Origin of the sequence: Amycolatopsis sp. NBC_01307, from assembly GCF_035975215.1 — a bacterium.
Taxonomy (GTDB): domain Bacteria; phylum Actinomycetota; class Actinomycetes; order Mycobacteriales; family Pseudonocardiaceae; genus Amycolatopsis.
Genome location: NZ_CP108403.1, coordinates 3851241 through 3864591 on the forward strand (window position 1 = coordinate 3851241; position 13351 = coordinate 3864591).

General features: G+C 71.8%; 14 protein-coding genes. 11 read left to right on the forward strand and 3 right to left on the reverse strand.

The features are described 5' to 3' along the window. The first annotated feature begins 68 nt into the window (after window positions 1-68). Window positions 69-839, forward strand: a complete 771-nt coding sequence (locus OG439_RS16100; protein ID WP_326950162.1) for an SDR family NAD(P)-dependent oxidoreductase — start codon at window positions 69-71, stop codon at window positions 837-839. A gap of 131 nt (window positions 840-970) precedes the next feature. Then, on the forward strand, window positions 971-2146 hold the full coding sequence (locus OG439_RS16105; RefSeq protein WP_326950163.1) for a hypothetical protein: 1176 nt from the start codon (window positions 971-973) through the stop codon (window positions 2144-2146). 287 nt (window positions 2147-2433) lie between these two features. On the opposite strand, the gene OG439_RS16110 is transcribed toward OG439_RS16105, so the two are convergent. Further along, window positions 2434-3105, reverse strand: a complete 672-nt coding sequence (locus tag OG439_RS16110; protein ID WP_326950164.1) for a TetR/AcrR family transcriptional regulator — start codon at window positions 3103-3105, stop codon at window positions 2434-2436. Between the two features lie 92 nt (window positions 3106-3197). Between OG439_RS16110 and OG439_RS16115 the strand changes: the two genes are divergently transcribed. The 6 genes from OG439_RS16115 to OG439_RS16140 all read left to right on the forward strand — a co-directional run bounded on the left by OG439_RS16115 (window position 3198) and on the right by OG439_RS16140 (window position 8057). After that, on the forward strand, window positions 3198-4661 hold the full coding sequence (locus OG439_RS16115) for a DHA2 family efflux MFS transporter permease subunit (protein ID WP_326950165.1): 1464 nt from the start codon (window positions 3198-3200) through the stop codon (window positions 4659-4661). Window positions 4662-4678: 17 nt separating this feature from the next. Beyond that, window positions 4679-5086: a PPOX class F420-dependent oxidoreductase gene (locus OG439_RS16120; protein ID WP_326950166.1), complete on the forward strand. Its 408-nt coding sequence runs from the start codon at window positions 4679-4681 to the stop codon at window positions 5084-5086. Window positions 5087-5101: 15 nt separating this feature from the next. Continuing rightward, complete coding sequence (locus OG439_RS16125) at window positions 5102-6019, forward strand: NADP-dependent oxidoreductase (protein WP_326950167.1); 918 nt, start codon at window positions 5102-5104, stop codon at window positions 6017-6019. Between the two features lie 96 nt (window positions 6020-6115). Further along, window positions 6116-6487: a GntR family transcriptional regulator gene (locus tag OG439_RS16130; RefSeq protein WP_326950168.1), complete on the forward strand. Its 372-nt coding sequence runs from the start codon at window positions 6116-6118 to the stop codon at window positions 6485-6487. Then, window positions 6484-7362 carry an ABC transporter ATP-binding protein gene (locus OG439_RS16135; protein WP_326950169.1) on the forward strand — a complete coding sequence of 293 codons (879 nt, stop codon included), beginning with the start codon at window positions 6484-6486 and terminating at the stop codon, window positions 7360-7362. The genes OG439_RS16130 and OG439_RS16135 overlap by 4 nt, the downstream gene beginning before the upstream one ends. Then, on the forward strand, window positions 7362-8057 hold the full coding sequence (locus OG439_RS16140) for a hypothetical protein (RefSeq protein WP_326950170.1): 696 nt from the start codon (window positions 7362-7364) through the stop codon (window positions 8055-8057). Before OG439_RS16135 ends, OG439_RS16140 begins: the two co-directional genes overlap by 1 nt. Window positions 8058-8060: 3 nt before the next feature. On the opposite strand, the gene OG439_RS16145 is transcribed toward OG439_RS16140, so the two are convergent. Further along, window positions 8061-8462: a DUF302 domain-containing protein gene (locus OG439_RS16145; protein ID WP_326950171.1), complete on the reverse strand. Its 402-nt coding sequence runs from the start codon at window positions 8460-8462 to the stop codon at window positions 8061-8063. A 125-nt stretch (window positions 8463-8587) separates the two neighbouring features. On the opposite strand from OG439_RS16145, the gene OG439_RS16150 reads away from it, so the two are divergent. Continuing rightward, window positions 8588-9190: a hypothetical protein gene (locus tag OG439_RS16150; RefSeq protein WP_326950172.1), complete on the forward strand. Its 603-nt coding sequence runs from the start codon at window positions 8588-8590 to the stop codon at window positions 9188-9190. Between the two features lie 64 nt (window positions 9191-9254). On the opposite strand, the gene OG439_RS16155 is transcribed toward OG439_RS16150, so the two are convergent. Further along, a complete protein-coding gene (locus OG439_RS16155; RefSeq protein ID WP_326950173.1) occupies window positions 9255-11207 on the reverse strand; it encodes a helix-turn-helix transcriptional regulator in 1953 nt (650 codons plus the stop codon). Window positions 11208-11275: 68 nt separating this feature from the next. On the opposite strand from OG439_RS16155, the gene OG439_RS16160 reads away from it, so the two are divergent. Continuing rightward, a complete protein-coding gene (locus OG439_RS16160; protein ID WP_326950174.1) occupies window positions 11276-12061 on the forward strand; it encodes an MBL fold metallo-hydrolase in 786 nt (261 codons plus the stop codon). Further along, window positions 12048-13301: a carboxylesterase family protein gene (locus tag OG439_RS16165; RefSeq protein WP_326950175.1), complete on the forward strand. Its 1254-nt coding sequence runs from the start codon at window positions 12048-12050 to the stop codon at window positions 13299-13301. The genes OG439_RS16160 and OG439_RS16165 overlap by 14 nt, the downstream gene beginning before the upstream one ends. Window positions 13302-13351: the final 50 nt, after the last annotated feature.

The following is a 13351-nucleotide window of genomic DNA, read 5'->3' on the forward strand; positions in this document are numbered from 1 at the left end:
AAGGCGGTTGACTTAATCAAGACGGCTGTCTTAATCTCGACCGGCCAGCTCCTCGGATCGGAGGGCTCATGCGTGGACTGCCCGGCAAGAGCATCGTCATCGCCGGTGGTGCCAGCGGGATCGGCGCGGCCACGGCCGTCCGGCTCGCCGAAGAAGGCGCCCGCGTCGTCGTCGGAGACATCAACGTCGACGGCGCGCGAGCCACCGTCGAGTCGATCACGGCGTCGGGCGGCGACGCCGTCGCGGTCGAGTTCGACCTCGCCGACGAGACGTCGATCGAGCGGCTGATCCGGAGCGCCCTCGACCGGACCGGCCGCCTCGACGGCGTCTTCAACGTCGGCGCCGACCTCACCCCCGCCACGCTGGGCAACGACGTCGCGCTCGACGGCATGGACGCGGCGATCTGGCGCCGCACGTTCGAAGTGAACCTGATCGGTTTCGCCCGCAGTTGCCGGCTGGCCATCCCGCACCTGCTCGCCGCGGGCGGCGGCGCGATCGTCAACACCTCGTCCGCCGCGGCCTTCGTCGGCGAGGCCGTGCGTCCGGCCTACGCGGCGTCCAAAGCGGGTGTGAACGCGCTGACTCGCCACATCGCGTCCCGGTGGGGCAAGGAAGGGATCCGCTGCAACGGCGTGTCGCCCGGGATGGTCCTCTCCGAGACGGCGCTGGCCACGATGAGCGAAGAATTCCGGGCGGCCGGGCTCGCCGGCAACCGCAGCACCCGCCTCGGCCGGCCCGCCGACCTCGCCGCGGCCGCGGCGTTCCTCCTCAGCGACGACGCCGAATGGGTCAACGGGCAGACCTGGTCCATCGACGGCGGCGGCAGCCTGCACGACTGAACCCGCTGCTTGACGCATGAGCCGGAACAGCAGGGCCGCCTCGGCACCCGTGCTGGACAAGTTCGTCCCGCGGCACAGAAGTAGCCCGGGCCGAGCGGGCCCGCGCGGAAGCCGCCGGGAATCATCTACTCATGCCGACCTCCTCACCTCGGGCGCGGGTCCAGCGGACCGAACGCTGGTTCCTCCGGCGCGGGACCCCGACGATGATCGCCGGGTACGGCTTCACCGAGCACGTCCTGCCCCGGATGCTGCCCGCGCTGGTCTTCGTCACGCTCGCGAGCCTCGCCTGGCTCGTCCCGCTCAAGACCGCCGGTTCGGGGCGCTGGATTCTGCTCGGCGTCGTCGTCGCCGTGACCCTCGCGGCCTGGGTGACGATCTCGCTGTTCGTCCGGCACCTCCCCCGCTTCTCCCGCGCCGCGACCATCGCCATCCTGATCACCTACGCGGCGATGCCGGTCGCCGTCCCGTTGCTGCAGCTCGCCTTCGACGGCGCCATCACCCTCCCGGGCGCCCGCGCGCTGGGCGTCCTCGCGTTCCTCGTGTTCTTCGCCGCCGTCTTCGCGGCCACCTACCTCGCCACCACCTACGGCTTCGGCACCCTCGTGCGCCAAGGCGTCAAGCAGGCGGTCACCGACCTCCGCAACAGCGTGCAGGTCCTCGGCCGGGCCCTGCCGGTCCTGCTCTTCGTCACCCTGTTCCTCTTCTTCACCGGCGAGCTGTGGCAGCTGATGAACCAGCTCGCCTGGTGGCGCCTCGCCCTGGTCGTCGTCCTCTTCGGCGCGGTCACCGTCCTCGCCGCGGCCGCCCGCCTCCGCGAGGAGATCGGCCGGGTCGAACAGGACTTCAGCCCGCCCATGCTGACCGCCGCCTGCGCCGGCACTCCACTCGCCGCCGTCACCATCAACGGCCCCGTCCGCGCGGTCAGCCTCAACGGACGCCAGAAACGCAACCTGCTGCTGATGCTCGCGACCCGCCAGCTCGTCCAGGCCGCGGTCATCGGCCTCGCCTCGTTCGCCTTCTTCGTGCTGCTCGGCGTGATCATCGTGACCCCCGCCACGGCCGAACAGTGGATCGGCGCGGCGCCGGCGATCTCGCCGCTCCTGCCCGGCGTCCCGGTCGCCCTGCTGCGCAACGCCACCCTGCTCGCCGGATTCGGCAGCATGTACTTCGCGGTCACCTCGATGAGCGACACCGAGCACCGCAAACAGTTCTTCGCCCCGATCATCGACGAGATGGAACGCACCCTCGCCGTGCGCGCCGTCTACCTCACCCTCCACCCGGATACCGCGACGTCCACCCGGTCCTGACGACACGATCCGCGAGACGGTCGGCGTGACCGGCGGGAAGCTGCTGTTCGGCGTGTCCTTCGGCTACGCCGATCCCACCGCCGCCATCAACGCGGTCGACGTCGGCCGCGAGTCCATCGCGGAGACGACGCGCTTCCACCGCTGACCGATCGACCCGAGCCGAACTCCCCGCCCGGGCGGCCGCGTCACCCTTCGCGGCGCGCCGTGATCGCCACCGCGTTGGCGCGAATCCGGTCCAGCAACGGGTTCAACACCGCGCAGGACGACGATCCCGCCCAGATCCGCGATCAGGTCCCGGCGAGAAGCCGATCGAGCACCCGGTCGAGACCGAAGACGAACAGCTCGTCGTCCGGCCACCCGGCATCGACGAATCCCGACGTGCTGAGTGTCGGATAGCGCTCGGCGGAATCGAGGATGTACGCGCGGACCTTGGCGATCGCGGCCGGGTCGTCCAGCCGGCGCCAGGTGGCGTCCGCCAGCGACGCGCCGAGCACGAAGCCGGCAAGTGTGCGGGTCGCGGCCGCGAGTTCCAGCCCGGCCAGCCCGGCCTGGACGAGCTTCGCCTGGATGAACTCGGTACGCGCCAGCACGTTGGGGCCGAGGAGCGGGCGGCCGAGCAGAGCGGGCGACCACGGATGGGCGAGCATCGCGGCGCGCCAGCCGACGAGCAGCGTCCGGAGTCCGGCCCGGGGCTCCGAGCCGGACGGGGGTACCGGTACTTCGCCGACGACGTGGTCGAGCGCGAGGTCGAGCAGGTCTTCCTTGGTCGCGACGTGCCAGTAGAGCGCGGTGGAAGTCACCTCGAGCCGTTCGGCGAGCTTGCGCATCGTCAGCCGGTCCGCCCCCGCCGCGTCGAGTTCGGCGATCGCCGCGGTGATGATCCGCTCCAGGGTGAGCGGTGTGTTCCGCCTCGGCGGTCGCGGCGGCTCATCCCGCAGCCAGAGGACGTCGTCGGTCATGGCTGATCACCTTACCCGTCAACACTTGACTTATCGTCGGTAAGTTAATATAACATCGGTAAGTCAAGCCCGTGAGCGATCGAAGGTCAGCCATGAAATCCGAAGCCGTCCCGAACCGGTGGCTCGCGCTCGTCGTCTTGAGCCTGGCGCAGCTGACGGTCATCCTGGACTCCACCATCGTCAACATCGCCCTGCCCACCGCCCAGCACGACCTGGGGTTCTCCGATGACAACCGACAGTGGGTCGTCACCGGCTACGCCCTCGCCTTCGGCAGCCTCCTGCTCCTCGGCGGCCGCCTCGGCGACCTCTACGGCCGCAAACGGCTGTTCGTCATCGGGATGCTCGGCTTCGCGGCCGCCTCCGCCCTCGGCGGCGCCGCGGACGGGTTCACCCTCCTGCTGATCGCCCGCATCGTCCAAGGGGCCTTCGCCGCGATCCTCGCCCCCGCCGCACTGGCCATGGTCTCGGTGACCTTCGCCGACAACGCCGGCGACCGCGGCCGCGCCTTCGGTGTCTTCGGCGCCATCTCCGGCGCCGGCGGCGCACTCGGCCTGCTCCTGGGCGGTGTGCTCACCCAGAACCTGTCCTGGCGCTGGTGCCTCTACGTCAACGTCGTCATCGCCGCGATCGCGATCGCCGGCGCGCTGGTCTTCCTCGTCGACCGCGCCCGGCCGGAACGGACCCGGCTCGACGTCGCGGGCACCGTCCTGGCCCTGCTCGGACTGTTCGGCATCGTCTACGGCCTCGGCAACGCCGCCTCCCGCGGCTGGACCGACCCCTGGACCCTCGGCCCGACCGCGCTCGGCGTACTGCTCGTCATCGCGTTCGTCGTGGTCGAACGCCGGGTCCGGGACCCCTTGCTGCCGCTGTCGGTGGTCTTGGACCGCGACCGCGGCGCGTCCTACCTCACGATCGGCATCTCCGGCACCGGCGGCTTCGCCGTGTTCCTCTTCGTCACCTACTACCTGGCCGACACCCTGAAGTTCACACCGGTGCAGAGCGGCCTGGCGTTCCTGCCCATGGTCGTCCTGGTGATGGCGGGCGCGGTGTTCTCCGGCGCGGTGCTGCTCCCCCGCGTCGGCCCCCGCCCGATCGTGCCGCTCGGCAGCCTCCTCGCCGCGGTGGGCATGGTCCTGCTCACCGGCATCGACGCCGGCTCGACCTACACCGGGGGTGTGCTGCCGGGCCTGCTCGTCATCGGTCTCGGCCTCGGCATGGTCTTCGGCCCGGGCCAGAACGCCGCCACCAGCGGAGTCCGGGCCCACGAAACCGGTGTGGCGTCCGCGATGGCCAACATCACCCAGCAGGTCGGCGGCTCGATCGGGCTGGCCGTGTTCAGCTCCCTCGGCGCGACCGCCACCACGAGCTACCTCACCACCCACGCCGCGACGGCCACCGACCCCGCCACCATCGCGCAGGCGACGTTCGCCGGCTACCACTTCGTGTTCTGGATCGCCGCCGCGCTGTTCCTCGCCGGCGCGCTGCTCTCGGCCGGGCTCCTCCGCAGCGGCCCGCTGGCCGTCGATCCCGACGCCGAACCCGCCCTCGCCCACTGACAGATCCGAGGAGACACGTGTTCACGGACAAAGAAATCGAGTACCTGGCCGATCAGCCGCTGTGCCGGGTGGCCACCGCCCAGCCCGACGGCACCCTCCAGGTCAGCCCGGTCGGTTTCACCTACAACCCCGACACGCAGACGATCGACCTGCTGGGGCTCAACCTCCGCAAGAGCCGCCGGTTCCGCAACGTCGCCGACAACGGCCGCATCGCGCTCGTGATCGACGACGTCCCCAGCACCAACCCGTGGCGAGTCCGGTCCTTGGAGATCCGCGGTCACGCCGAGGCGCTCACCGACGTCGAAACGCCCGGCCACCACGACGACGCGATGATCCGCGTCCACCCCAAGCGCGTCATCGCCATCGGCGTCGAGGACTGGGACGTCGACTACACCCAGCAGACCCCCCACAGCCGCAACGTCTGACAGGAGACGATCACCGTGAAAGCAGTACAGTTCAAGCACTACGGCGGCCCCGAAGTCCTGCAGATCGTGGACCTGCCCGACCCCCACCCGGGCCCCGGCCAAGTCCGGATCAGGGTCCACGCGGCCGGGATCAGCGCCAGCGACACCAAGATCCGCCGCGGCGAACTCAGCTTCGGCGCCACCCTCCCCCAGACCACCGGCGCCGACGTCGCGGGTGTCGTCGACGAGATAGGCGACGGCGTCACCGACGTCGCCGTCGGCGACCGCGTCTTCGGCATCTCCGACGACCAAGCGGCCGCCGCCGAGTTCGCCTTGCTGAGCTTCCGTGCTCCCATCCCGCCGTCGCTCGGGTTCGTCGACGCGGCCGGCATCCCGGTCGCCCTCGAAACCGCCACCCGCGGCCTCGACCAGCTCCACGTCACCGCCGGAACCACCCTGTTCGTCAACGGTGCCTCCGGTGGGATCGGCACGGCGACCGTCCAGCTCGCCGTCGCACGCGGCGCGCGGGTGATCGGCGCCGCCGGCGCCCGCAACAGCGGCTTCCTGAGCATGCTGGGCGCCGAACCGGTGACCTACGGCGACGGCATGACCGACCGCGTCCGCACGCTGGCCCCCGGCGGCGTCGACGTCGCCCTCGACGTGGCCGGCAACGGCGTGCTCCCCGAGCTCATCGACCTCGCCGGCGGTGAGACGAAGAACGTGATCACCCTCGCCGACTTCGCCGGCGCCGAACAGCACGGCGTGCACTTCAGCAACGGATTCGCCGACGGCAACGCCTTCCACGCCCTCGCCACCATCGGCGAGCTGATCGAAGCCGGCCGGTTCTGGCTGCCGGTCGAGCGGACCTTTCCCCTGGCCGACATCGCCGAAGCCCACCGGGCAAGCGAAACGGGCCACGTCCGCGGCCGGCTGGTCCTTACCGCATTCGGCTGACACCAAACCCTGGCTACCTGGAACACCTTGACAAAGCCCGGCTCGAGCCTCCATGGTTAGCTACATGAGTAATGAACCGACGAACCGCCGTGTGCGGTGGTCGGCGTGAAGGACGACGGACGGCCGCTGTTCCTGCAGATCGCCGAGCGGATCGAGAACTCGATCGTCGACGGCAGCCTGCCCGCGGACACGCAGGTGCCCTCCACCAACGAGCTCGCGGCCTTCCACCGGATCAACCCGGCGACCGCGGGCAAGGGCGTCAACCAGCTCGTCGCCGACGGGATCCTCTACAAGAGACGAGGCATCGGCATGTTCGTCGCGACGGACGCCCGCGCGCAGCTGCTGGAGCGGCGCCGCCGGGACTTCACGCGGCAGTTCCTCGCCCCGCTGATGGCGGAGGCGGGCAAGCTCGGCATGGACGCCGAGGAGATCAAGAAGCTGATCGACGTCTGGGAGCCGCAGCGATGAAGGTGGTGCGCACAACCGGGGTGAGCAAGCGCTACGGCCCGCTCGCCGCGCTCGACGGGGTGAGCGTGGAGCTCGCCGGGAACACGATCCACGGCCTGCTGGGCCGCAACGGCGCCGGCAAGACCACGCTGATGCGGATCCTCACCGGGCAGGCCTTCGAAACCGGCGGCACGGTGGAGGTCTTCGGGCAGCACCCATCCGAGAACGCCGACGTGCTTGCGCGGGTCTGCTTCATCAAGGAAAGCCAGCACTACCCGGAGAAGTTCCGCGTCAGGCACGCGCTGTGGGCCGCGCGACTGCTCTACCCGCGCTGGGACGACGCCTACGCCGCGGCGCTGCTGACGGACTTCGCTGTCCCAGCGGGAAGCAGGATCGGGAAGCTCTCGCGCGGGCAGCTCTCGGCGGTCGGGGTGATCATCGGGCTGGCTTCGCGGGCCCCGCTGACCCTGTTCGACGAGCCCTACCTCGGCCTCGACGCCGTCGCGCGCCAGCTGTTCTACGACCGGCTGCTCGCCGACTTCGCCGAGCACCCGCGCACGATCGTGCTCTCCACACACTTGATCGACGAAGTCAGCGACCTGATCGAACACGTCGTCCTGCTCGACCGGGGCCGGGTCCTCATCGACACCGACGCGGAGACGCTGCGCGGCGAGGCCGTCGCGGTGACCGGGCCCGCCGAGGCCGTCGAGCGCTTCGCCGCCGGCCACCGGGAACTGCACCGCGAACGGTTCGGCGGCACCCTGCGCGTCACCCTCACCGGGGCCCGGGACCGGTACGAGCCCGGGCTGGACTTCGAGCCGGTTTCGTTGCAGCAGCTGGTCGTCCGCACCACCCAAGGCCACGGCGGGCCGGTCGCCGCCGGGAAGGAATCCTGATGACACGCGTGCTCGACGTCGCGCGGATCCAGCTGGTCAACTGGCCGGTCCTGCTCGCCTACCCACTGGGTCTGCTGGCCGTGCTGCCGCTGCTGGGCTGGGGCATCGACGTCTCCAACGGCGAAGGCGCGTTCGGCGCGCACGAGATCTACCTGCTGCCGGCCCTGTGGGGCGTGGTCGCCCCCGCGCACCTGCAGTCGATGACACAGGTGTTCCCGTTCGCGCTGGGGCTCGGCGTGACCCGCCGGGCGTTCGCCGCGGCCACCGCACTGGTCGTCGTCGGCCAGACGCTGCTCGTCGGGCTCGTGATGGTGGTGCTCGACGTCGTCGAGCGGTCGACCGGCGGCTGGGGCCGGGAGGCGCGGATCTTCGGGCTGGACGTGCTGGGCCAGCACGGCCCGTTCGCGCTGTGGTTCGTCTACAGTGGACCGCTGGTCGCGGTGTCCGCGATCGGGGTGCTGGCGGGCGTGGTGTTCCAGCGCTGGCGGCAGACGGGGATCTACCTCGGACTCGCCGGGGCCGCCGCGCTGCTCGCCGGGATCAAGCTCCTGGCGTCGCAGCGGAGCTGGTGGCCCGCGATCGGCGACTTCCTCGGCGGGCAGCCGTCGTTCGCGCTGTACACGGCCTACCCGCTGGTGTTCGCGCTGGCCCTCGGCGCCACGGCGTGGCTGGTGCTCCGGCGCGCGACCGCCTGAAGGTCAGTCCTGGGTCGCCTGGCGCGCAAGGTTGTCGACGGCGGAAGCGGTCGCCGTCACGACGCCGGCTGTCTCCGGAGACAGGCCATGGCGCCGCGCAATCCAGGCGACATCGTTGTACGTCACCCGGGTCTGGCCGTGCTCATCCTCCCAGACGAGGAACTTCAGCGGCAGGTCGATGCCGGCGACCTGGTTCTCCTGCATGAGCTGGGTGCCGCCGCGCGGGTTGCCGAAGATGAGCAGGAAGGTCGGACGGAGGTCCAGGTCGACCTCGCGGGCGTTGCGCGCGTGGTCGACCCGGGCGAACACGACGAGCCCGGCGGTGGCGATGGCCCGCTCGAGCCGGTCGATGGTCGCGTCCACCGGCCACTTGCTCTCGACGGTCACCAAGCCCTGCTGATCCACGCGGTCTCCTCGGCTGAGCGGGCCGGACGCTCACTCCGTACCAGCGTACTGGGCGCGGACACCGGAGCGGGACAGGTGAACCACCGTTGTGGACATTGCCCCCGATCCTCGCCATGATCTCCGCCATGGTGACGAAAACCCCCAGAAATGTGACTATTCAGGCGATTGCTGTCACAGTGATGGCCGCCGCTCTGACCGTTTCCTGCGCCGCGAAATCGTCGAATGTCGCCGGGCAGCCCATTCCCGCGACCACCACTTCGGCATCGGTCAGCAGCGCGAACACAGCCGCCGCCGATGCGAAGTCCGGCGCGCCGACCGCGGAACAGGCACTCGCCCAGTGGATCGGCGCGGTCGTCTCCGGCGACTTCGACCAGGCGTGCTCCGTCATGGCCGATGCCGAACAAACCCCACCGAAGGTCTTCTCCCCCGAAACGTGCGCCGGCCAAGACGAAACGATGAAGTCGGTGCGCAAGGTACTCGACGGGTTGCGCACCGCCTTCACCCCGGACAACGCGGCGAACCCGCCCAAGGTCGAGGTCGCGGGCCCGGCCGCCACCGGCGACTCGGCGAAGATCGCCGCCGACAAGATATCGGTCGACGGGAAGACCCTCGACGACATCGTCCTGTCCCACTCCACCGGCGTGCAACCGGGCCAGACGAACATGACCTTCAGCCTGCAGAAACTCGATGAGGCTTGGTACGTCACGAACTTCGACCTGAAGATCTGATCCAGGCCTTGGCCGCCCGGTTACCGGGGTGACGGCCGGAAGGTCTTCCGAATACCTCGACGCGTCAGGTGTCCGCTGCCAGCCGCTCCCGCAACTGCGCCCGCGAAGTGACGCCGAGTTTCGGGAAGACCCGGTACAAGTGCGACCCGACTGTGCGCGCGGAGAGGAACAGCCGCTCGCCGATCTCCTTGTTGCTCAAGCCTTTCGCCGCCAGCTCGACGATCACCTGCTGCTGCGGCGTCAGTTCCAGCAGCGCCGTCGGCCCGGCGGGCTCCGCCCGGACGCCGGCCGCGCGCAGCTCGGCGACCGTGCGTTCGGCCCACGGCCGGGACCCGAGCCGGCGGAACGTCTCCAGTGCCGATCGCAGCGGCAGCCGGGCGTCGGCACGTCGGCCGCGTCTGCGCAGCCACTCGCCGTAGTCCAGCTGGGTCGCGGCCTGCTCGAACGGCCACGGCCCGGAGTCCGCGAGCGCCGTCCGGAACAGGTCCTCGGCCTCGTCCGGCGCGGCCAGCGCGCGGGCGCGAGCCACCAGGTTGCGTTGCCGCCGCGTCGCCGGGGTGACCCGGTCGACGAGGTGCGCCACGGGGTGGCCGGTGCGCGCCGCGGCGGCCGCGAGATCGGCGATGGCCAGCGGCGTCACGTGGTAGTGCACCGGCCGGCCGGCCGCGTCGAACAGCATGCGGAGCTGGTCGTACGCCGTCTCGAAGTCGCCCTCGGCGGTGGCGGCCAGGCCCAGCGCCCACCGACCGCGCGCGATCACCGACGCGCTCGCGTCCGGGGTGACGGCGGCCAGCGCGGCGGTGGCGAGTTCCCGGGCCTGGACGACGTCGCCCTGCAGCGCGAGGACCGTGGCGTCGAGGGTCTGGGCCGCCGCGGCGGTGTGCGGCAGGTCGCCGTCGGCCGCGCTCCGGGCCGAAGCGGCCGCGACCAGCCGGGCCGGCGCCCACCGCCCGGACTCCAGGTACGCCCAGCCCGCCGCGCAGCGCAGGACGTCCGGCAGCTCGGCGAGGTCCGCGGCCCGCTCGAAGCCCGCCACGGCAAGCGAAGTCTCGTCCAGCAGCCAGGCCATCGTGGCGTGGGCGATCAGCTGGTCCGGCCGGGACGGCGGGTCGGGGAGCCCGGCGGCCGACGCCGGGTCCGTCAGCGTCCGTGCCCACAGCGAACGGGCGACGACGCCCTCGCGACGGCCCGTGTAGTAGGCGACGACGGCGGCGCTGTCCATCGCTTCCCCGGCCAGCGGCTCGGGGAGGTTCGCGGCCGCGTCGAGCAGGTGCCGCAGCGCGGCGTCACGGCGCGGGGTGAGAGCCAAGGCCTGGCCTCGCCGGAGGGCGGTCTCGCCGTTCAGCGCGGGATCCTCGACGCGGCCCAGCAGCTCCAGGCCCTGTCCCGGGTAGCCACCGAGGATCGCCAGCTCGGCCGCGCGCAGCAACCGCCGATCGCCACCGGCGCGGTCCAGCAGCCGAGCCGCCGTGCCGTACGCCCCGCGCCGGACGGCCTGCCCGGCCTGCTCGTCCAGCTCCGCCGCCGTCAGCTCGGGCACCGCGACGGCCACGTCCGCCGGCGGCCCGACTTCGAGGCGCGGCAGGCCGAAGTGCGCCTGGTGGCTCGCGCCGAGCAAGGCGACGGGTTCGCCGTCCAGGCGGCGGGCCACGAACGTGAGCACCCGCAGCGAATCCGGGTCGAGCCACTGCAGGTCGTCGACGACCAGCAGCACCGGCCCGAGCTCGGAAAGCAGGGTCAGCACGGCGATGCCCAGCAGCAGCCGGTCGGGGCCACCGTCGCCGGTGAGCACGCCCAGGGCGGCCCGCTGCCGCGCGGGGAGGACGTCGGCGCGGTCCAGCACGGGCCGCAGCAGCTGGTGCAGGCCGGCGAACGGGATGTCCGTCTCGAGCCGGTGCCCGGACGCCCGCAGGACCAGGCCGCCGGCCTCGGCCGCGGCGTCGTCCAGGCGGGCGGTCTTGCCGGTTCCCGGGCCGCCGATCAGGATCAGGGCCTGCCCTCCGGTGACGAGGCTCACCCGGCGAACCTACCCGATGCAGTCAGGTGACGGATTCGGCGAGCGCCGCGCCGGGCCACGATCGAGGCATGCCCGAAATCACCCGAGTGCCGGAGAAGGAGTGGCCGACCCGGCCGCCCACCGCGATGTTCGCCGACCTGCCACAGTCCTTCTGGGACGCCCGCCCGCACCTGTGGGACCCGGCCGGCGGCCGGCTCGTCAGCCGCACCCACACCTGGGTCGTCCGCGTGAACGGCTTGGTCGTGCTGGTCGACACGGGCATCGGCGACGGCAAGGACCGGCCGGGGATGCCCGCTTTCCACCGGCTCGACACCGGCTTCCCGGCCCGGCTGGCCGAAGCGGGCGTCGAAGCCGGTGACGTCGACGTCGTCGTCAACACCCACCTGCACGCCGACCACGTGGGCTGGAACACCACCTTGGCCGACGGCGAATGGGTTCCGACGTTCCCGAGCGCGACCTACCTGTTCCCCGCGGCCGACTACGAGCACTTCCGCGGCGATCCGGTGCTCGCCGACAGCGTCCAGCCGGTGATCGACGCGGGGCAGGCCGTGCTCTGGCGCGACGGCCACCGCATCGCCGACGACCTGGTGCTCGAACCGGCTCCCGGGCACACCCCGGGCTCCAGCGTGCTCAAGCTGCGCGAGGACGCCGTGTTCGTCGGCGATCTGCTGCACAACCCGGCCCAGGCACTGGAACCGGACAGCAACAGCATGTTCTGCCTCGACGCGGCTGAGGCCAGGTCCGCACGTCGGCGTGTCCTGGGCTGGGCGGCCGACCACGACGCGCTGGTGCTGCCCGCGCACTTCGAGGGCGGTCCCGTCGTCCGGGAAGGAGCGGGCTTTGCGTTCGCCTGAGCTGCTGGGCCGCCACGAGAACGGCGTGTGGATCTACCAGGGCATCCCGTACGCGACGCTCGAGGACCGCTTCGGCCCGCCGCAGCCGCCGCCGCCGGGTTTCCGGGACGCCACCACGCCGGGGCCGACCGCGCCACAGGAGACGCGGTCGTTCCCCGGCACGGACCTCGCGGCGATCCTCGGCCCCGGCTGGGAGCCGGGGCCCGACTACCTGACCGTGAACGTGTGGACCCCGGACTCCCCCGCCCGGGACCTCCCGGTCATGGTGTTCGTGCACGGCGGCGGGTTCCTCAGCGGATCCGGCCACGCCCCGATGTACGACGGCACGACCTTCGCCCGCGACGGCGTCGTGCTCGTGACGCTCAACTACCGCCTGGGCGCCGTCGGCTGGCTCGACCTGCCCGACGCGCCCCGCAACCGCGGGCTCCTCGACGTCCTGGCGGCGCTGCGCTGGGTCCGGGCGCACATCGCGGGGTTCGGCGGCGATCCGGGCAACGTCACGCTGTTCGGCCAGTCCGCGGGCGCGATGCTGATCGCCGCGCTGCTGGCCACGCCCGAAGCGGACGGCCTGGTGCACCGCGCGATCTCCCAAAGCGGCGGAGCGCACGTGTTCAGCCCGGCCCAGGCCGAGCGGGTGACCGCGGCGCTGGCGGCGAAACTGGACGTGGCCCCGACAGCACGCGCGTTCGCCGGGATCGGTGACGCCGACCTGGTCCGGGCCGGGGCCGAGCTGCGCGTCGACACGCGGTACGACCGCTCACTCGGGGTCAGCCCGTTCAAGCCGGTGGTGGACGGCGCCCTGGAGCTCGCGCCGGTCGATTTTGTCCTCGGCACCAACGCGAACGAGGCCGACCTGTACGTCTTCGAGCCGGTCACCGACGCCGACGTCCTCGCGGCCGCGACCCGGCGGCACCCGGAACCGGAGCAGCTGGCCGCGAGCTACCAGGCCCGCTTCGCGCGCCCGGCCGACCAGTGGTCGGCCCTGGTGACCGAGCAGTTCGAGACCGGCTCCACGCAGCTGGCCGGGGCGCACCGGGGGCGGGTGTGGACCTACCGGTTCGGCCGCGACGGCGGGGCACCGCACTGCGCCGAGCTGCCGTTCGTGTTCGGGCCCGGTCCCCTCCACGACGCGTGGGTCGCGTTCGCCACGACCGGCGATCCCGGATGGGCACCACACCCGGCGACCAAGCGGTTCTCGATCGCCGCGCACGAGCCGGGCCGGCCGGCGACCCGGTGCTGACCCTGGGCCACGGCCACCTCACAACCCGCCCCGCCCGCTCAGAAGCGGGT